General features: G+C 70.0%; 7 protein-coding genes and 2 pseudogenes. 7 read left to right on the top strand and 2 right to left on the bottom strand.

Annotated elements, in window-relative coordinates; genetic code table 11:
• The 7 genes and pseudogenes from AC3ERT_RS35305 to AC3ERT_RS35275 form a co-directional block, all read left to right on the top strand.
• A pseudogene (locus AC3ERT_RS35305) lies at nucleotides 1-283 on the top strand (TnsA-like heteromeric transposase endonuclease subunit); the annotation flags it as partial.
• Between the two features lie 45 nt (nucleotides 284-328).
• On the top strand, nucleotides 329-535 hold the full coding sequence (locus AC3ERT_RS35300) for a hypothetical protein (protein WP_435179139.1): 207 nt from the start codon (nucleotides 329-331) through the stop codon (nucleotides 533-535).
• Nucleotides 532-1,590: a hypothetical protein gene (locus AC3ERT_RS35295; RefSeq protein ID WP_435179138.1), complete on the top strand. Its 1,059-nt coding sequence runs from the start codon at nucleotides 532-534 to the stop codon at nucleotides 1,588-1,590. Before AC3ERT_RS35300 ends, AC3ERT_RS35295 begins: the two co-directional genes overlap by 4 nt.
• 7 nt (nucleotides 1,591-1,597) lie before the next feature.
• Nucleotides 1,598-1,747 (top strand): annotated as a pseudogene (locus tag AC3ERT_RS35290) (hypothetical protein); the annotation flags it as partial.
• Between the two features lie 3 nt (nucleotides 1,748-1,750).
• On the top strand, nucleotides 1,751-1,966 hold the full coding sequence (locus tag AC3ERT_RS35285; protein ID WP_435179136.1) for a hypothetical protein: 216 nt from the start codon (nucleotides 1,751-1,753) through the stop codon (nucleotides 1,964-1,966).
• 1,489 nt (nucleotides 1,967-3,455) lie between these two features.
• Nucleotides 3,456-4,643 carry a cytochrome P450 gene (locus tag AC3ERT_RS35280; RefSeq protein WP_435179134.1) on the top strand — a complete coding sequence of 396 codons (1,188 nt, stop codon included), beginning with the start codon at nucleotides 3,456-3,458 and terminating at the stop codon, nucleotides 4,641-4,643.
• Complete coding sequence (locus tag AC3ERT_RS35275) at nucleotides 4,640-4,840, top strand: ferredoxin (protein ID WP_435138078.1); 201 nt, start codon at nucleotides 4,640-4,642, stop codon at nucleotides 4,838-4,840. The genes AC3ERT_RS35280 and AC3ERT_RS35275 overlap by 4 nt, the downstream gene beginning before the upstream one ends.
• Before the next feature lie 492 nt (nucleotides 4,841-5,332).
• Here AC3ERT_RS35275 and AC3ERT_RS35270 read toward each other — a convergent pair whose 3' ends face one another.
• Entirely contained in the window at nucleotides 5,333-17,911 is a 12,579-nt protein-coding gene (locus AC3ERT_RS35270; RefSeq protein ID WP_488180756.1) for a type I polyketide synthase, read from the bottom strand.
• Between the two features lie 171 nt (nucleotides 17,912-18,082).
• Nucleotides 18,083-21,862, bottom strand: coding sequence for an SDR family NAD(P)-dependent oxidoreductase (locus AC3ERT_RS35265; RefSeq protein WP_435179130.1), 3,780 nt, complete (start codon nucleotides 21,860-21,862; stop codon nucleotides 18,083-18,085).
• Nucleotides 21,863-21,881: the final 19 nt, after the last annotated feature.

The raw sequence follows: 21,881 nt of genomic DNA, 5'->3' as shown, positions 1-21,881 counted from the left end.
GAAGGTGCTGGACCGCGACCGGCACGTGACGGGCCTAGCGGGGCGGCCGGTGCGGCTGCTGTGGCGTGATCCCCGCGGGCAGATGCGGTCCTGGATGCCGCAGCTGTTCGCCCGGTACGCCGACGGCACCGCGCTACTCGCCGACCGCCCCAGCCACCCCGACGCCGGCGGCCAACGCGCCCTGCACACCGCCCAAGCCGTCACGGAAGCCTGCGCGCACATCGGCCGGACCTACCAGCGCCTGACCCCGCTCGACGACGCCTTGGCCGCCAACCCGAAATAGCCGGCCGACCACCGCCACCCCCGCAACCGCGGTCACACCGACCTGATGGCCGCCGTGCCCGAGGCATTCGCCGCGCCACAACCGCTCATCGAAGCCGTCGAAGCAGTCGGCGACCCGACCGAGGTCCTGCCTTGCGTCTTCCACGCCCTGTGGCACGGTCGGCTGACGGCCCGCCTGGGCACGCCGCTGCACGAACCGGTCCTCGTCGGCCCGCAAGACTGGAGCGGATCCGAGACAGGAGGTGCCCGGTGAGCGTGCAGCGCCATGCCCGGCCTGCTGCGAAGGTCGGCACTCACGTCCGGCTCCGTGGCGTGCAACGGCAGGCGGTCGCCCTGTCCGGGCAGAACATCCACCTCATCGGCCCGGACGGCGGCAGCCAGGTCGTGCCCGCCGGGCACCTGTTCACCGACCCCGGCTTCACCACCATCGGGGCCGAGGCGCCCCAGGCCGCACCGCAGCGGGGGCTGTTCGAGACCGCCCCCGCCGCAGCACGCGAGAAGACGCCGGCCTGGCAGCAGCACGTGCGGGAAGTCGAATGCGGCCTGCCCGGCGGACCCGACAGCCAAGGAACGGTACAGCCGCAGTACGACCCGAAGCAGCACACGCTGACGAAAAGGGAGCAGGCCAAGGCCGAGGAGCTGACCGCGCTCGGGTTCGGGAAAGTGCCGCGCACCACAGTGCAGCGCATGCGCCTGGCCTACCGCAAGCACGGCATGCGAGGACTGCTGGACCACCACACCACCCGCGCCGCGAACCCGACCGGGCCGGCAGACGAACGGGTCATCGCCGCCGTCCGCGAGGCACTGCGCCGCCACCGCGGCCGCTCCAAGAGCCCCATCAACGGCCTGTCCGCGCTGATCAACCAGATCCTTCGAGACCGGCACGGCCCCGGCACCGTGCCCGCCCCGTCGCACGCCACCCTGTACCGCCCGGTCACCGCCCCCACCCAGCCCGGCGAACTGCCCTCCGGGCCCGTCCCGCAGGCGCCCGCAAGCTTCGAGGACCGGGCCTTCACCCCCGCCAGAGCGCTTCGGCCCGGCGAGCACCTCCAGATCGACACCACCCGCCTGGACGTCCTCGCCCCCTTCGACGACGCGCCGCTCGCACGGCCCGAACTCACCATCGCCGCCCACGCCGCCACCCGCGCCATCCTCGCCGCCGTACTGTCCCCGAGCGCGACCAAGACCGTCAACGCCGCCCTGCTACCGGCAGAGATAGCCGTCCCCCACCCCGCCCACCCCACCTGGCCCGACATCCTGCGCATGGACCACGCCCCCTCCCCCCCACGAGCAACCGGCCCCGCTTAAGCAGCGCCTGGCCGGCGCGGCCGCCAGGCCCGTCGTCCTACCCGAGACGATAGTCGTCGACCGCGGCAAAGTCTTCCTCTCCACCGCGTTCACCGCCGCCTGCGAGACCCCCGGCATCAGCCTCCAGCCCGCCCCGCCGCTGCGGCCGCAGGCCAAGGCCGTGGTGGAACGGACCTTCGGCTCGATCAACGACCTGCTGTGCCCGCACCTGCCCGGCCACACCGGATCCGACGCCACCCACCGCAACCCCGACACCGAGAAGGACACCTACTACAGCGTCCCCCCACTCCAAGACCTCCTCCACGAATGGCTGAAGCACCACCACCACCGCCCCACGAAGGCCTACACCACCCACTCATGCCGAAGAAGACCCTGACCCCCCACCAGACCTGGAACCACCTACCCGACCACGACCCCGCCGAAATCCCCTGAACCCACCACCACCTCCACCAGCCCCTCAACGACCACACCCGGCAACACATCACAACCCCCACCCCGCACGCCCCCCACGGCAACACCGAGCACCACGAAACCGACCTCGCCGACACCCTCAACCAACCCATACGCCGCGCGCCCACACCAGCCACACCACCAAAACCGAGCAACCCCTCCCGGCCCACACCACCACATCCCCCCTCCCCACCACCACACACCCGCACACGACACAGACCCCACCACCAACAAGACGGCGCAGCACAGCCAGAACGACACCAACGACGATCTCCACGACACACCCCACGAGGACTTCAACCCCGCCCCTACCACCCGAATCGGGCCCTACAACCCACACAAGGAAGCCAGCAAACGGCGAACCCGAACCCGCAGGGTGCGGGCAGCACACCAGCCGGCACCGGCAACAACGATGCGGCCCAACCGCCCTGACCCCTGACCACCCGACAGGACCGGCACCGCTACGCCACCACCAACCCCACCACCCCGCCCCAGCCCGACGACCCGACCCGGGCCCCTGCCGACCGTCATGAGGGCGTGAGGCGCGGCGCCGTGAGGGCTGTTGCGCGCCGCCGATCCCGTCGACAGGCGGGCGTCCAGCAGTTCGTGGCGGATCGCGAGGTTGCGGTCAAAGATTGCCGGGTTGCGCTACGTGGTTGCCGGGCCGACCCCGGATCTCCGGGCGATCCCACTCATGGTCGTCTCGGTTCCGGTGACTGCGAAATCGGCGCGTGCCGAGTCGAGGATCCGCCGGCGGTTGCGGGCCGGGGCAGCTCCTTTTTTTGGGAGGCTGATGGTCAGTCATTCGAGCATCCTTGCGTAAAGTGATGGGGTCTCTGTAAAGTGATGTGAAAACCTTCTCCGTTTCGCTGGGGACTCTGTCGAATCTGTTCAAGGATCCGCCATGAGTGCAGTAAGCACCCCGGGGTCGGCGCCGCGATGACCGGCCCATCACGCCCCGTTCACCACCGGCTGATGCCGGCGATCTGCTGTTTCGGCGTGGGCGTGACCGATAGCGAACTCATCATCGTCAACGTGGCGTTTCCGTCGATAAGCAGGGACCGCCACGTCGCTGTCGGCAGCCGGCATGGGAAGGTCTCCACCTACTCCGTGGCCATGGCCTGCCTGCTGCTGTCCGGCTCCGTGGCCGACCGCTTCGGCCGCCGGGGGATCTTCCCACTCGGGCTGGCGCTGCTGCCCTTCGGTCCTCTCCCGCGCGATCTGGCGTCCAGCCACGCCGCCCCCGGGCCCGTCCCGGAGGCTGCGGACGCGCCGCGCTCGCACTCGGCGTCATCTCCACCAGCAAGTGGGCCAAGGCCGCCGGCGCTCGCAACGGCCGAGCAAGGCGGTGCCACTCGCCACCGATAACCCGTTCAGTCCGCTTGGATTCGATCTTGAGCGATGGAGGCTTTTCGTTGACCGCTCCCGCCCTGCAGACCACCCGGCGCTGCGCGTACGCGCCCCCGGAGGAGCACGCCCGTATCCGGGACACCGGTTCCGGGATATCCCAGGTCACCCTGCCCAGCGGCCAGGTCGCCTGGGCTCTGAGCCGGCTCGAGCACATCCGGGCCATGCTCACGGACCCCCGCTTCAGCGTCAACCGCCGGGATCCGAACTTCCCCCGGTTCACCCGCGAGTTGCGCGCCAACACCATGCGCCGATCGATCAGCCAGTTGGACCCGCCTGAGCACGGTCCCGCTCGCAGGGCCGTGGTCGGCGAGTTCACCGTGCGTCGTATGTCCGACCTGCGCCCGCGCATCCAGGAGATCGTCGACGAGCACATCGACGCGATGCTGGCCGGGCCGCGCCCCGCCGACCTCGTACAGGCCCTCTCCCTGTCGGTGCCGTCCCTGGTCATCTGCGAGCAGCTCGGCGTGCCCTACGAGGACCACGACTTCTTCCAGGCCCGCACTTCGACGATGGTGAGCCGCTCCCTCACCGCCGAGGACAGGAAGCAGGCGCGCCTGGAGCTGCGCGACTACCTCAGGGATCTGATCTCCAAGAAGGCCGCCGAGCCGACCGACGACCTGCTGGGCCGTCAGCTCGCCCAGGGCAACGACCCCGAGGACGTCCTGCCACTGGCTTTCTCGCTGCTGGTCGCCGGGCACGAGACCACCGCCGGCATGATCTCCCTCGGCGTGGTGGCCCTGTTGGAGCGCCCGGCGGATCTGGCGGCGCTGCGCGAGGACCCGGCGCGTACCCTGCCCGCGATCGAGGAGTTGCTGCGGATATTCACCGTCGTCGAGTTCGGCAACTCCCGTGTCGCCGTCGAGGACGTGGAGATCGGCGGCGTGACTATCCGGGCCGGCGACCCCGTCCTGGCGCTGAGCAACGCGGCGAACCACGACCCGTCCGCCTTCGACGAGGCGGACGAGATCAAGCTCGACCGGGGAGCCCGCAACCACGTCGCCTTCGGCTTCGGCATCCACCAGTGCATCGGACAGAACCTGGCCCGGATGGAACTGCAGATCGTCTTCGACACGCTCTTCCGCCGGATTCCGACGCTGCGGCTGGCCATGCCCGCGGACGAGCTGCCCTACAAGGGCGATGCCCTCTACTACGGCATCCACAAGGTACCCGTGACATGGGAGGAGTTGGCATGACCAAGATCGTGGCGCATCCCGACCGGTGCGTCGGAGCGGGCCAGTGCGTGATGACCGACCCCGACGCGTTCGATCAGAGCGAGGAGGACGGCACGGTCATCGTCCTCCAGGACACCCCGGCGGACGACGAGGCCCTGCAGAGGGCCCGGTCCGCCGTCGAGACCTGCCCGAGCCGGACCCTGTCCCTGACGGAGTAGCCGTCGGCGCATCCGAGCAGAGGCGCTGAAGCGCGGCCATGGTGGTTGTTGTCCGCTGTGACGGGCGGCGACCACCATGTCCCGCGCCGCCGACGCATATACGGACTCAAGGGCAAGCCTCTCGACCGCGTCGCCCTGATGGATGCCTTCGCCGAACTGGCCTGCGGCGGACGGATCCCGGCCTGGGCCCTGGCCCTGGCGCTATGCGGACCTCGCCTGGATGCCGATGCTCGCCCTGGAACGGCCAAACCCGCCGCTGCCGGAGCCGCGCCGTCCGCCCAGCGCGCCAACTCCGCACGCTCCTCGACGGACAGCCCAGCTTCGACAGCACGAGGGCCCCGAGACGCCATGAGTCTTCCTACGGACTCAGACCCGCCGTTTCCGGCGCATCACCCTAGCTTCCGCAGGGGTGCGTTGGTCTCATGCAATTGGGCGGGTACGTTCTTCAGGTAGCTGAGGATTTTCTCGCACTACGTCATCCCTCACATCGGATCAGGACACTCCCAGCTCCTTGGCGATGAAGTCGAAGACCTCATCAGCCGACGCCGACTCAAGTTTCTGCGCCGCGGTGTTCTCCGCCGCCGGCTCCTGGCCTCGCATCCATTTCGATACCACCACCCGCAACCGAGCCGTAATATTGGCGCGAATTTCGCTGTCCGCCGGCACTTCGGAAAGAATCGATTCGAGCTGGGTGAGCTGCATGAAAACGGGTGGTTCCGAAACTTCGTCCGGAGCGATCTCCACGTACAGGTAGCGGGCGAGTTCGGCCGGTGTCGGCTGGTCGAAGGCCAGGGTGGCGGGGAGGGTGAGGCCGGTTTCGCTCGCGAGCCGGTTGCGGAGCTCCAGCGCGGTCAGTGAGTCGATGCCCATGTCACGGAAAGCCCGCTGAGGATCGATGTCCCCGGGTCGGGCATGGCCCAGCACGACAGCGGTGGCGGCCTGGACAGTCCGCAGGAGTTCCTGCTCCCGGTCCGCCGGACTGAGCGCGGCCAACCGGGCTGCCAGGCCATCCGCATCCGCGGCCACGGATGCGGTCGGGCGGGCGAAAGCGCCTCCGGCCAGACTCCGCAGCAGTGCGGGCACCGGCCGACCTCCACGAGACAGCCCCGTCAGGTCGAGGTGGGCCGGGACCGCCAACGGCGCGCCCCACGCGACGGCGGCGTCGAACAGCGCTAGGCCCTGCTCCGTCGTCATCGGCTCGATGCCGCCGCGGCGCAGACGGGACAAGCCCGCGCCCTCCAGTTGCTCGGTCATCTCCGAGGTCTGTTCCCACAGGCCCCACGCCAGCGACTGACCGGCCAGGTGCCGTTCCCGGCGGTGGACCGCCAGGGCGTCCAGGAACGCGTTGGCGGCGGCGTAACTGCCTTGTCCCGCGCTGCCCATGACCGCCGCGTCCGAGGAGTACAGCACGAACCCGGCCAGTCCCGCGTGCTCGGTCAGCTCGTGCAGGTTCCAGGCCGCGTCAACCTTCGCCGACAGGACGGTCGCCATCCGCTGCGGCGTCAACGACTCCACCGTCGCGTCGTCGATCACACCCGCGGCGTGCACCACCGCCGTCAACGGACGCTCGACCGCAATCTTGGCCAGCACGGACGCCAAAGCCCCACGGTCGGCGGCATCGCCGGCCACCACCCGCACCTCCGCACCCAGCTCAGCCAACTCCGCAACCAGACCAGCCACCCCCGGCGCCGCCGGACCCCGCCGCGACAACAACACCAGACGCCGCACGCCGCGGACGGTGACCAGGTGCCGGGCCAACTCCCCACCCAACGTCCCCGTGCCACCGGTGACCAGGACGGTGCCCTGCGGGTCCCAGGCGGCGGGGACGTTCAGCACGACCTTGCCGATGTGCCGGGCGGCCTGCAGATGACGCAGCGCCGCCACGGCCTGCGACAGCTCGAAGCACGTCACCGGCGGCGGCTTCAGTATCCCGGCCTCGAACATCACTCCCAACTCGGCGAACATCTCCGCGATCCGCGGCTCGCCGGCGTCCATCAGGTCGAATGCCTGGTAGACCACTCCCGGGTATGTCTGGGCGACCTGCTCGGCATCACGGATATCGGTCTTGCCCATCTCGACGAACCGCCCACCACGCGGCAACAACCGCAACGACGCGTCCGTGAACTCCCCCGCCAGAGCATTGACGACCACGTCCATGCCCGCACCACCGGTCACGGCCAAGAACCGCTCACCAAACGCCAGATCACGCGTCGAGGCAATGTGGCTCTCATCGATCCCCATCGCCCGCAACGCGACTTGCTTGGCCGGACTCGCAGTCGCGAAGACCTCCAAACCCCATTCCTGAGCCAACTGCACCGCAGCCGTGCCCACCCCGCCGGTACCGGCATGGATCAACACCCGCTGACCGGGACGGACCTGAGCCAGATCCCGCAACGCATAAAACGCGGTCAAGAACCCCACCGGCACCGCAGCAGCCTCCTGGAACGACCACCCCCGCGGCACCGCAGCCACCAGCCGACTGTCCACCACCCCCACCGGCCCCCACCCCGGCACCAAACCCATCACCGACTCACCCACCACCCGGCCGGTGACTCCGGGACCGGTCTCCAGGACCACGCCAGCGCCTTCCCCTCCCAGCATCCGGCCGTCCCCAACCATTCCCAGACCGGCAACCACATCGCGGAAGTTCACACCCGCCGCCCGCAAACCCACCCGCACCTGCCCCGGCAACAACGCCACACCTGCTTCGGGAGCATCGATCACAGCAGCACTGCCCAAGTCACCCGGCTCCGCCACCTCCACCCGCCAACCCGAACCACCAGGCAACACCAACTCACCCGACACACCCGCCCGGACCAGCCGACGCCCGAACACCACCACAGTCCCATCCCCAGAGCTGATGCGGACCTCGGGTTCATCAGCGCCCAAGGCCAGGGCCAGTACGGTGTCCACGTCAGCGTCACGGGTCGGGTCCAGGTCGGCCGTCGCGTCTACGTCGACCAGCAGCACACGCCCCGGGTGCTCCGACTGCGCCGAGCGCACCAAACCGACTACCGCCGCGCCCGCCAGGTCCTGCCCGGTGGCCGCGCCCTGGGTCCAGATCACCAACCGCACGTTGTCGGTCTCGGGATCGGCCAGCCACTCCTGCACCCAACCCAACACCGTCGCAGCAGCCAACTGAGCCACCTCCGGTACCGGAACCCCCGACGGGGCAGCCGGCACCACCGCCACCACCACCGGAGCCGCCTCGGCCCCGACCGACTCACCATGCCGCACCCACTGCACCGCAGCGGTGTCAGAGTCCTGCGGGGCAGGCAGCGGAACCCAGTCCACCGTGAACAACGACTGCCGCACCTGCCCACCGGCCCCAGTGAGCTGACCAACCGACGCCTCCCGCAGCACCAACGACCGGGCCGTCAGCACCGGCTGACCGACACCGTCAAACGCCGTCACCGAGACCCCGCCCGACCCGGGCGCCAGCACCACCCGCAACTGACGCGCACCGCCCGCCAGCAGCCGCACCCCTGACCACACGAACGGCAACCCCGTCCCCCCACCATTGCCCTTGTCAGTGCTGGCAGTGATGAGGGCATGCAGGGCAGCGTCGAGGAGGGCAGGATGCAGACCGAACCCGGCAACGTCAGCTTCGACACCCTCCGGCAGCTCCACCTCGGCATAGACCGTGTCCCCGGCCCTCCACACCTGCCGCAGCCCCTGGAACACCGGCCCATACTGATAACCCCGCCGAGTCAGCCTCTCGTAGGCATCGTCGACCGGAACCGACACCGCACCCGCCGGAGGCCACACGGACAGCCGATCCGGGACAGGCTCACCGTCAGCCGGGGCCAACACACCGACGGCGTTCCGCACCCACTCGCCCTCCCCCTCACGAGAGGAGACCGTCACCGTTCGCCGGCCACTGCCGCCGTCACTGTCGCCGACACGGACCTGCAACTGCATCCCACCAGCACCCGGCAGGACCAGCGGCTCCTGGAGCGTCAGTTCCTCCAGCACACCACACCCGGCAAGGTCGCCTGCATGGACCGCCAGGTCCACGAACGCGGTGCCGGGCAGCAGCACCGTGCCGTGGACCGCATGGTCGGCCAGCCACGGCATCGCAGCCAGCGACAACCGACCCGTCAACACCAACCCATCACCATCAGACAGCCACACCGCAGCCGCCAACAACGGGTGCTTCGCGGCCTGGACCCCCGCCGACGGCAGATTCCCCGCTCCGGCGACCGGCTTCGGCCAGTAGCGCTGACGCTGGAACGCATACGTCGGCAAGGCCACCCTCCGGGCCACGCCCTCCCCACCGTTCACGGCAGCCCAGTCCACATCGGTGCCAGCAACGTAGGCGCCGGCCAGCGCGAGCAGCGCAGCCTCAGGCTCGTCGTGGTCGGCGCGCAGCACCGGGACCCAGGTCCCGGTGTCCGGGACGGCCATCGCCGACAGTGAGCCCACCGGGCCCAGCTCGGCGAAGACCCCGGCGCCCTGGGCGCGCAGCGACTCGATCGCGTCGTGGTAACGGACTGTGTCCCGCACGTGCGCCACCCAGTAGGCCGGGTTGGTCACGTCCGCGCCCGGGGTCCCCGTCACCAGCGGTACCCGGGGCGCGCTGAACGCCACCCCGTCGAGGACCCGCCCGAACTCCTCCAGCATCGGGTCCATCTGCGGCGAGTGGAACGCGTGACTGACCCGCAGCCGGCGGGCCCGCCCGCCGGCCTCTCGCCAGGCCCGGGACAGCTCGTCGACCGCAGGCGCGTCGCCGGAAATCACCGTCTGCCGCGGACCGTTCACCGCCGCAACTGCCACGTCGGCACGTCCCGCGACCAGCTCCGCGACCTGCTCGCGCGAGGCGTCCATCGCAGCCATCGCCCCGCCCGCGGGCAGCTGCTGCATCAGTCGGCCCCGTGCCTCCACCACCGCGCACGCGTCGGCCAGGTCCCACACCCCGGCCACATGCGCGGCTGCCAGCTCGCCGACTGAATGCCCCGCTACCCACTGCGGCGCCACGCCCCACGACGACCACAACCGGAACAGGGCCACCTGCACCGCGAACAGGCCCGTCTGCGCGTACAACGTCTGGTCCAGGGTCTCTCCGCCAGCCGCGATCACCTCCCGCAGCGGGCGGGGCAGCAGCCCGTCCATATGGGCGCACACCTCGTCGAACGCGTCCGCGAACACCGGGTACGCCGCCCGCAGCCCCAGACCCATCCCGCCCCGCTGACTGCCCTGCCCCGAGAACACCATCGCGACCCGGCCGTCGCCGGCGGTCCCGGTCACCACACCGGGCTCTTCTCGCCTCACGGCAGCCGCAGACAGGGCCTCCAGCAACTGGCCACGGTCCCGGCCGACCACCGCAAGTCGTTGGGGGAACGCCGTTGTCCGCGTCATGGCCAGGGAGAACGCCACATCCCTGGCCACGACCTCCGGGCGAGCGTCGACGAACTCCGCCAGCCGACCCGCCTGTGCAGCCAACGCCGCATCGGACCGTGCCGACATCACCCACGCCACCGGACCACCGGACTCCGGCCCCGGCCCTGGCTCCGGCTCCGGCTCCGGCTCCGGCTCCGGCTCCGAGACGGGCCCCTCCCCCTCCAGGGCCTGTCCGTCGTCGGCAGATACGTCCAGGACAGGGGCCTGCTGCGCGGGCTGTTCGAGGATGAGGTGGACGTTGGTGCCGCTGATCCCGAAGGCCGACACACCCGCACGCCGCGGACCAGAACCCGCCGGCCACTCGCGAGGCGCGGTCAGTAGCTCGACTGCTCCGGCCGACCAGTCGACGTGGGAGGACGGGGCGTCGACGTGCAGGGTCTGCGGCAGTATTCCGTGGCTCATCGCCTGCACCATCTTGATCACACCCGCGACACCGGCAGCCGCCTGGGTGTGACCGATGTTCGACTTCACCGACCCCAGCAACAACGGCCGGCCCTCCGGCCGACCCTGCCCATACGTCGCCAGCAGTGCCTGTGCCTCGATCGGATCACCCAACGCCGTACCAGTGCCGTGCGCCTCCACCACGTCAACGTCACCGGCCTTCAAGCCCGCACTGGCCAACGCGGCCCGGATCACCCGCTGCTGGGAGGGACCGTTCGGCGCCGACAGACCATTGCTCGCCCCATCCTGGTTGATCGCGCTACCGGCCACCACCGCCAGCACCCGATGCCCACGCGCGCGAGCGTCCGACAACCGCTCCAACACCACCACACCGACACCCTCACCCCACCCGGTGCCGTCAGCTGCCTCCGCGAACGGCTTACACCGCCCATCGCTGGCCAATCCCCGCTGCCGCGCAAACTCCGCGAACGTCCCAGGCGAAGCCATCACCGTGACACCACCGGCCAACGCGATCCCACACTCACCCGACCGCAACGCCTGCGCCGCCAGATGAATCGCCGTCAACGACGACGAACACGCCGTATCAATCGAAACCGCGGGCCCCTGCAACCCCAGCGCATACGCCACCCGACCCGACGCCACACTCGCCGTCGTCCCCGTCAGCCCGTAACCGCCCGCACCGTCCTGCTCCCCGACGCGGTAGCCGGAGGTGATGATGCCGGCGTAGACGCCTGTGTCGGTCCCTTTCAGCGAACCCGGAGCAATCCCCGCGTCCTCCAACGCCTCCCAACACGTCTCCAGCAGCACCCGCTGCTGCGGATCCATCCCCAACGCCTCACGCGGACTGATCCCGAAGAACTCCGCATCGAAATCACCCGCACCGTCCAGGAAACCGCCCACCCGGGCGTAACCCGCATCCCCGTCACCGGCATCCGGGTCCGGCAGGCCGGCCACGTCCCAGCCGCGGTTCGCCGGGAACCCCGACATCGCATCGGTCCCTCCCGCAACCAACCGCCAGAAACCTTCCGGATCCTCCACCCCACCCGGGAACCGACAACCCATCCCGACAATCGCCACCGGCTCATCCGTGCCGGCCCGCGGCGTCGGCACAGCGTTCTCCCCAACGACCCCGTCAGCCCTGTCAGCCCCGTCGACCCCGCAGGCCTCGGCGACCAGGTGCCGGGCGAGTTCCAGTGGGACGGGGTAGTCGAAGGCCAGGGTGGCGGGCAGGCTCAGGCCGGTCTCGGCCGCGAGCCGGTTGCGGAGCTCCAGCGCGGTCAGCGAGTCGATGCCCATCTCGCGGAAGGCCCGCTGGGGATCGATGTCCTCGGGTCGGGCATGGCCCAGGACAACCGCCGCGGCGGCCCGAACAATCTGCAGGACTTCCTGCTCACGCTCGACGGGAGAGAGCACGGCCAACCGGGCCGCCAAGTCAATGGCACCCGCGTCCGCGGCCACGGCTGCCGCCGGGCGGCCGGATACATCACCAGCAGCCAAGCCACGCAGCAGCGGGGGTATCGGTCGTCCCGGGCGTGATTGTCCCGTCAGGTCGAGGCGGGTCGGGACCGCCAACGGCGCGCCCCACGCGGTAGCGGCCTCGAACAGCGCCAGACCCTGGACGGTCGTCATCGGCTCGATGCCGCCACGCCGCAGGCGGGACAGGCCCGCGCCCTCCAGCTGCTCGGTCATCTCCGAGGTCTGTTCCCACAGGCCCCACGCCAGCGACTGACCGGCAAGGTGACGTTCCCGGCGCTGGACCGCCAGGGCGTCCAGGAACGCGTTCGCCGCGGCGTAGCTGCCTTGCCCCGCGCTGCCCATGACCGCCGCGGCCGAGGAGTACAACACGAACCCGGCCAAGCCCGCGTCCTCGGTCAGCTCGTGCAGGTTCCACGCCGCATCAGCCTTCGCCGACAGCACCGGCACCATCCGCTGCGGCGTCAACGACTCCACGGTGGCGTCGTCGATCACACCGGCTGCGTGCACCACCGCCGTCAACGGACGCTCCACCGCGATCTTGGCCAAGACCGAGGCGAGGGCATCCCGGTCGGCGGCATCGCCGGCCACCACCCGCACCTCCGCACCCAGCTCAGCCAACTCCGCGACCAGACCAGCCACCCCCGGCGCCGCCGGGCCACGCCGCGACAACAACACCAGACGCCGCATACCACGCACGGTGACCAGGTGCCGGGCCAGTTCCCCACCCAGGGTCCCCGTCCCACCGGTGACCAGGACGGTGCCCTGCGGGTCCCAGGCGGCGGGGACGTTCAGCACAACCTTGCCGATGTGCCGGGCAGCCTGCAGATGACGCAATGCCCCGACCGCCTGCGACAGCTCGAAACACGTCACCGGCGGCGGAGTCAGCGTCCCCGCCTCGAACATCACCCCGAGCTCAGCGAGCATCTCCGCGATCCGCGGCACACCGGCATCCATCAGATCGAATGCCTGGTAGACCACTCCCGGATAGGCCGCAGCAACCTGCTCGGCATCACGGATGTCGGTCTTGCCCATCTCGACGAACCGCCCACCACGCGGCAGCAACCGCAACGAGGCATCCGTGAACTCTCCCGCCAGAGCATTGACGACGACGTCCATGCCCGCACCACCGGTCACGGCCAGAAACCGCTCACAAAACGCCAGATCCCGCGTCGACGCGATGTGGGTGTCCTCCACGCCCATTGCCCGCAATGCGGCCTGCTTCGCCGGGCTGGCGGTCGCGAAGACCTCAAGCCCCCATTCCTGGGCCAACTGCACCGCAGCCGTGCCCACCCCGCCGGTCCCGGCATGGATCAACACCCGCTGACCCGGGCGGGCCTGGGCCAAGTCCCGCAACGCATAAAACGCCGTCAAGAACCCCACCGGCGCCGCAGCAGCCTGCTGGAACGACCAACCCCGCGGCACCGCAGTCACCAGGCGGCTGTCGACGACCCCGACCGGGCCCCACCCTGGCACCAAACCCATCACCGACTGACCCACCGCCAGGCCGGTGACTCCCGGACCGGTCCCCAGCACGACCCCAGCCCCCTCCCCGCCCATGACCCGGCCGTCGGCAACCATTCCCAGGCCGGCAACCACATCGCGGAAGTTCACACCCGCCGCCCGCAGGCCCACCCGGACCTGCCCCGGCAACAACACCGCCCCCGCCTCGGGAGCATCGACCACCGCCGCACTGCCCAGATCACCCGGCTCGGCGACATCGACTCGCCAGCCCGAACCAGCGGGAAGCGTCAGATCCCCGGACGCACCCGCCCGGACCAGCCGACGCCCGAACACCGCCACGGTCCCGCCGTCAGTAGTAGCGGGACGGATGCGGACCTCAGGCTCATCAGCACCCAAGGCCAAGGCCAGTACGGTGTCCACGTCAACGTCCCGGGCAGGGTCCAGCCCTGCCGCCGGGTCGACGTCGACCAACAGCACACGCCCCGGATGCTCCGACTGCGCCGAACGCACCAAACCCACCACCGCGGCACCGGCCAGGTCCTGCCCGGTAGCCGCGCCCTGGGTCCAGACCACCAACCGCGCATTGTCCGTCTCGGGATCGGCCAGCCACTCCTGCACCCAACCCAACACCGTCGCAGCAGCCTGGTGGGCCGCCTGCGGCTCCGACATCCCGAACGGGGTGGTCGGCGCCACCGCCACCACCACCGGAGCCACTTCGGCCCCACCGTGCCGCACCCACTGCACCGCATCCGCCGAAGCCTGCGCCGGCAGCGGAACCCAGTCCACCGTGAACAGCGACTGCCGCACCTGCCGGCCGGTACCGGTGAGCTGACCAGCCGACGCCTCCCGCAGCACCAACGACCGCGCCGCCAGCACCGGCTGACCAACACCGTCAAACGCCGCCACCGAGACCCCACCCGACCCGGGCGCCAGCACCACCCGCAGGTGGCGGGCACCGCCCGCCAGCAGCCGCACCCCCGACCACACAAACGGCAACCCCGTCCCACCACTGCCATCACTGGCGGCCAGGAGCCCATGCAGAGCGGCATCAAGCAGAGCAGGATGCAGACCGAACTCAGCCGCATCGGAGTCGATGACCGGAGGCAGTTCGACTTCGGCGTAGACGGTGTCCCCGGCACGCCATGCCTGGCGCAGGCCCTGGAACGCCGGACCGTAACCGTAACCGCGCCGGGCGAACTTCTCGTAGGCATCGTCGACCGGGACCGCCACCGCACCCGCCGGAGGCCAGACACCCAGCGGGGCGGGGACCGGCTCACTGCCGGCCGGCGTCAGCACACCAACGGCATGCCGCACCCACTCGCCCTCCCCCTCACGAGAGGAGACCGTGACCGTTCGCGGACCATCGCCGTCACCGACACGGACCTGCAACTGCACGCCACCGGAAGCGGGAAGGACTAGGGGCTCCTGGAGCGTCAGTTCCTCCAGGACACCGCACCCAGCCAGGTCGCCGGCGTGGACGGCCAGGTCCACGAACGCCGTCCCCGGCAGCAGCACCGTGCCGTGGACCGCGTGGTCGGCCAGCCACGGCATCGCAGCCAGCGACAACCGACCCGTCAACACCAACCCATCACCCTCAGCCAGCCACACCGCAGCCGCCAACAACGCATGCCCGGAACGCTGCTGACCAGCCGACGAAGCATCCTCACGACCGGCCACCGGCTTCGGCCAATAGTGCTGCCGCTGAAACGCATACGTCGGCAAAGCCACCCTCCGGGCCCCACCCTCCCCACCGTTCACCGCAGCCCAGTCCACCTCCACGCCCGCCGACCAGGCGCCCGCCAGTGCGGTCAGCCACCGGTCCCGGCCGCCATCACCACGCTGCAAACTGGCCGCCGCGACCAGACCCTCACCCGCCTGCGCAACCGCCATACCCAACACCGGATGCGGACTGACCTCCACAAACACCCGATGCCCCTCAGCCGCCAGCGCGGCAACAACCTCACCGAACCGCACCGGCTCCCGCAAATTCCGATACCAATACCCCCCATTCAGTTGGGCGGTATCCACCACCCGCGCCTCAAGCGTCGAATAAAACGGCACCGCACTACTCACCGGGGACAGTCCCGCCAGATCCTCGCCCAACCGGTCCTCGACCGCCTCGACATGCGACGTATGCGAGGCGTAGTCGACCGCGATCCGTCGCGCCCCGCGCTCCGCAAACGCCTCGACGAACTCCGCACACGCATGGGCGGCGCCGGCGACCACGACCTGGCGGGGAGCGTTGACCGCCGCGATCGACAAGTCCCCTTCCCAGCGGGCAATCCACTCCCCCACCTCGGCCAGGCCGGCCGGCACCGACACCATCCCGCCCGTGCCCGCCAGATGCCCGGCCAACGCCCGACTACGCAACGCCACCACCCGCGCGCCGTCCTCCCACGACAACCCACCCGCCACACACGCCGCCGCGATCTCCCCCTGACTGTGACCCGCCACCGCCACCGGCTCCACCCCAGCTGCCCGCCACAACGCGGCCAAACTCACCATCACCGCCCACGACGCCGGCTGCACCACCTCCACCCGCGACAACAACCCCTCATCCCCCAACACCTCACGCAACCGCCAACCCGTCAACGGCTCCAACACCCGCTCACACCGCTCCATCGCCGCCGCAAACACCGGCTCCTCCTCCCACAACCGCACCCCCATCCCCACCCACTGCGCACCCTGCCCCGCAAACACAAACACCGGCCGCGACACAGAAGCCGCACTCCCAGACACCACCCCGCTCACCACACCAGGCCCCACCTGCCCCGCAGCAACCGCAGACAAGCCCTCCACCAACTCGCCACGGTCACCACCCACCACCGCAAGCCGGTGCGCGAACCCCGTCGTCCGCGTCACCGCCAACGACAACGCCACATCCCCGACCCCCACCCCCGGACGCGCCGCCACAAACTCCGCCAACCGACCCGCCTGCGCCACCAACGCCGCATCAGACCGCGCCGACACCACCCACACCACCGCACCTGCCCCCAGGTCCTCCTCCCGCTCGCCCTGCTGGTCCTGAGCGGCGGCACTCGGGCCAGAGACATCCTGGGCAGGAACGTCCACAGCAGGACTGTCCTGGGCAGGGGTGTCCTCGGGGACCTGTTCTAGGATGAGGTGGACGTTGGTGCCGCTGATCCCGAAGGCCGAAACACCCGCCCGCCGCGGACCAGAGTCCGCCGGCCACTCACGCGGCGCCGTCAGTAGCTCCACCGCTCCGGCCGACCAGTCGACGTGTGAGGACGGGGCGTCGACGTGCAGGGTCTGCGGAAGCATCCCGTGCCGCATCGCCTGCACCATCTTGATCACACCCGCCACACCCGCAGCCGCCTGCGTGTGACCGATGTTCGACTTCACCGACCCCAGCAACAACGGCCGCGCCGGATCACGATCCTGCCCATAAGTGGCCAGCAGTGCCTGCGCCTCGATCGGATCACCCAACGCAGTGCCAGTGCCATGCGCCTCCACCACATCCACATCACCCGGCTGCAACCCCGCACTCGCCAACGCCGCCCGAATCACCCGCTGCTGCGAGGGACCGTTCGGCGCCGACAGACCATTACTGGCCCCGTCCTGGTTGACCGCACTACCGGCTACCACCGCCAGCACCCGGTGCCCGCGCGCGCGAGCAACCGACAACCGCTCCAGGACCAGCACACCGACACCCTCACCCCACCCGGTGCCGTCAGCCGCCTCCGCAAACGGCTTACACCTCCCATCAGCAGCCAACCCCCGCTGCCGCGCAAACTCAGCGAACGTCCCAGGCGAAGCCATCACCGTGACACCACCGGCCAACGCGATCCCACACTCACCGGACCGCAGCGCCTGCGCCGCCAGGTGAATCGCCGTCAACGACGACGAACACGCCGTATCAATCGAAACCGCCGGCCCCTGCAACCCCAACGCATACGCCACCCGACCCGACGCCACACTCGCCGTCGTCCCCGTCAGGCCAAAACCACCCGCACCGTCCTGCTCACCGGCCCGGTATCTCGAGGCGATGATGCCGGCGTAGACGCCTGCGTCGGTCCCTTTCAACGAAGCCGGGGCAATCCCCGCGTCTTCCAGCGCCTCCCAGCACGTCTCCAAGAGCAGTCGCTGCTGGGGGTCCATCCCCAACGCCTCGCGCGGACTGATCCCGAAGAACTCCGCATCGAAATCACCCGCACCATCAAGGAACCCACCCACCCGGGCATAACCCGCACCCCCGTCACCGGCATCCGGGTCCGGCAGGCCGGCCACGTCCCAGCCACGGTTCACCGGGAACCCCGACATCGCATCAGAGCCCCCCGCAACCAACCGCCAGAAACCCTCCGGATCCTCCACCCCACCCGGGAACCGACAACCCATCCCCACGATCGCAATTGGTTCCCGCGACGCAGAAACAAGGTCACTACTATACTGCCTTAGCCGTTCAGTCTCTTTCAGAGATACGCGCAGCGCTTCAAGGAGCTCATCAGCAGATATACTCATCACGACCCCATTCATTCAGTATGGCTACGCGTCATCTTTTCCCCTGCCAAACGCCATACGTACGAGGCCTTCGGCATCCATAGAATCGATCATCTCGGCTTTGGTGCTCTGCCGTGGCGCGAGAGCGTCATCAGGAAAACCAGCGAGCTTGAGCAATGCTTCCATGAGGCCTGCGTCACGGAACCGAGACATAGGAACGGATGCCAATACTTTCCTGAGCGCAGCTTCAGTGGGCTCTGTCTGCCCATCGGCATCGGGGCAAATTTCTTCTCGCAGGTGCCGGGCGAGTTCGGCCGGGGTCGGCTGGTCGAAGGCCAGGGTTGCGGGAAGGCTCAGGCCGGTCTCGGCCGCGAGCCGGTTACGCAACTCCAGCGCGGTCAGTGAGTCGATGCCCATGTCACGGAACGCCCGCTCGGAATCGATCTCAGCCGGGCTGGCATGACCCAACACAACAGCGGTGGCAGCCTGAACGGCCTGCAGGACTTCCCGATCCCGGTCCGCCGGACTGAGCCCGGCCAGCCGCTCGGCCAGCCCACCGCCGGCCGCAGCCAGTGCAGCAGTGGGGCGAGCGGGCGCTCCGACCGCCAAACCGCTCAGTAGCGGGAGTATCGGTCGTCCCGGGCGTGATTGTCCCGTCAGGTCCAGGCGGGCCGGGACCGCCAACGGCGCACCCCACGCGACCGCGGCCTCGAACAGCGCCAGACCCTCCACTGTCGTCATCGGCTGAACACCGCCACGGCGCAAACGAGACCGCCCCGCGCCCTCCAGCTGCTCGGTCATCTCCGAGGTCTGTTCCCACAGGCCCCAGGCCAGCGACTGGCCGGCAAGGTGACGTTCCCGGCGATAGACGGCCAGCGCGTCCAGGAACGCGTTGGCGGCCGCGTAGCTGCCTTGTCCCGCGCTGCCCATGACCGCTGCGGCTGAGGAGTACAGAACGAACCCGGCCAAGCCCGCGTCCTCGGTCAGCTCGTGCAGGTTCCAGGCCGCGTCGACCTTCGCCGACAGCACCGGTGCCATCCGCTGCGGCGTCAACGACTCCACAGTGGCGTCATCGATCACCCCCGCGGCGTGCACCACCGCCGTCAACGGCCGCTCGACTGCGATCTTGGCCAGGACCGAGGCGAGGGCGTCACGGTCGGCGGCATCACCGGCCACCACCCGCACCTCCGCACCCAGCTCGGCCAGCTCCGCGACCAGACGCGCCGCGCCCGGTGCCGCCGGGCCACGCCGCGACAACAACACCAGATGCCGCATACCGCGGACGGTGACCAGGTGCCGGGCCAACTCCCCACCCAGAGTCCCCGTCCCACCCGTGACCAGGACGGTGCCCTGCGGGTCCCACTGGGCGGGGACGTTCAGCACGAGCTTGCCGATGTGCTGGGCAGCCTGCAGATGACGCAGTGCCGCGACCGCCTGCGACAGCTCGAAGCACGTCACCGGCGGCGGCTTCAGTATCCCCGCCTCGAACATCGCCCCGAGCTCAGCGAGCATCTCCGCGATCCGCGGCTCGCCGGCGTCCATCAGGTCGAACGCCTGGTAGATCACCCCGGGGTATGCCTGGGCGACCTGCTCGGGGTTGCGGATATCGGTCTTGCCCATCTCGACGAACCGCCCACCACGCGGCAACAACCGCAACGAGGCATCCGTGAACTCCCCTGCCAAGGCGTTGACGACCACGTCCATGCCCGCACCACCGGTCACGGCCAAGAACCGCTCACAGAAAGCCAGATCGCGCGTCGAGGCAATGTGGCCTTCGTCGACGCCCATCGCCCGCAACGCCGCCTGCTTCGCCGGGCTGGCGGTGGCGAAGACCTCAAGCCCCCATTCCTGCGCCAACTGCACGGCAGCCGTGCCGACCCCGCCGGTACCGGCATGGATCAGCACCCGCTGACCGGGACGGGCCTGGGCCAGATCCCGCAGTGCATAAAACGCGGTCATGAATCCCACCGGCACGGACGCGGCCTGCTGGAACGACCAACCCCGCGGCACCGCAGCAAGCAGTCGACTGTCGACGACCCCGACCCGACCCCATCCCGGCACCAGGCCCATCACCGACTGCCCCACCGCCAGGTCCATGACTCCGGGGCCGGTCTCCAGGATCACCCCAGCCCCCTCCCCTCCCATGACCCGGCCGTCGGCAACCATTCCCAGGCCGGCGACCACATCGTGGAAGTTCACGCCCGCCGCCCGCAGACCCACCCGGACCTGCCCCGGCAACAACACCGCCCCCGCCTCGGGAGCATCGACCACCGCCGCACTGCCCAGATCACCCGGCTCCGCCACTTCCACTCGCCAGCCCGAACCAGCGGGAAGCGCCAGATCCCCGGACGCACCCGCCCGGACCAGCCGACGCCCGAACACCGCCACGGTCCCGTCGTCAGTAGTAGCGGGGCGGATGCGGACCTCGGGTTCATCAGCACCCAAGGCCAGGGCCAGTACGGTGTCCACGTCAGCGTCCCGGGTCGGGTCCAGGTCGGTGGCCGGGTCTACGTCGACCAGCAGCACACGCCCCGGGTGCTCCGACTGCGCCGAACGCACCAAACCGACTACCGCCGCGCCCGCCAGGTCCTGCCCGGTGGCCGCGCCCTTGGTCCAGATCACCAACCGCGCGTTGTCGGTCTCGGGATCGGCCAGCCACTCCTGCACCCAACCCAACACCGTCGCAGCAGCCTGGTGGGCCGCCTGCGGCGCCGAAACCCCCGACGGGGCAGCCGGCACCACCGCCACCACCACCGAAGCCACCTCGGACCCACCGTGCCGCACCCACTGCACCGCATCCGCCGAAGCCTGCGCCGGCAGCGGAACCCAGTCCACCGTGAACAGCGACTGCCGCACCTGCCGGCCGGCCCCAGTGAGCTGACCAGCCGACGCCTCCCGCAGCACCAACGACCGCGCCGCCAGCACCGGCTGACCAACACCGTCAAACGCCGTCACCGAGACCCCGCCCGCCCCGGGCGCCAGCACCACCCGCAACTGACGCGCACCGCCGGCCAGCAGCCGCACACCCGACCACACAAACGGCAACCCCGTCCCCCCGCCATTGCCCTTGTCAGTGCTGGCAGTGATGAGGGCATGCAGGGCAGCGTCGAGGAGGGCAGGATGCAGGCCAAACCCGGAGGCATCAGCTTCGACAACCTCCGGCAGCTCGACCTCGGCGTAAATGGTGTCCCCGGCACGCCATGCCTGGCGCAGGCCCTGGAACGCCGGACCGTAGGCGTAACCACGCTGGGCGAATTTCTCGTAGGCGTCGTCGACCGGAACCGCCACCGCACCCGCCGGCGGCCACACGGACAGCCGATCCGGGACAGGCTCACCGTCAGCCGGGGCCAGCACGCCCACCGCGTTCCGCACCCACTCGCCCTCCCCCTCACGAGAGGAGACCGTCACCGTTCGCCGGCCGCTGTCGCCATCACTGTCGCCGACGTGGACCTGCAACTGGACGCCACCGGAGGAGGGAAGGACCAGGGGCTCCTGGAGCGTCAACTCCTCCAGGAGCCCACACCCGGCCAGATCAGCCGCATGCATCGCCAGGTCCACGAACGCCGTCCCCGGCAGCAGGACGGTGCCGTGGACTGCGTGGTCGGCCAGCCACGGCATCGTGGCCAGCGACAACCGACCCGTCAACACCAACCCATCACCCTCGGCCAGCCACACCGCAGCCGCCAACAACGCATGCCCAGCGGCCTGCACACCCGCCGACGGCAGATTCCCCACCCCCACAGCGGCCTTCGGCCAGTAGTGCTGCCGCTGGAACGCATACGTCGGCAGCCCAACCTTCACCGCCCGACCCTCATCACCGGTCACCGCGGCCCAGTCCACGTCG

This window comes from Actinacidiphila sp. bgisy145, from assembly GCF_057708125.1.
This window is presented reverse-complemented; position numbering and strand designations above follow the sequence as displayed.

Coding starts and splice junctions, on each gene's coding strand:
- AC3ERT_RS35300 (WP_435179139.1), top strand. CDS start 329: ATGGCCGCCGTGCCCGAGGCATTCGCCGCGCCACAACCGCTCATCGAA.
- AC3ERT_RS35275 (WP_435138078.1), top strand. CDS start 4,640: ATGACCAAGATCGTGGCGCATCCCGACCGGTGCGTCGGAGCGGGCCAG.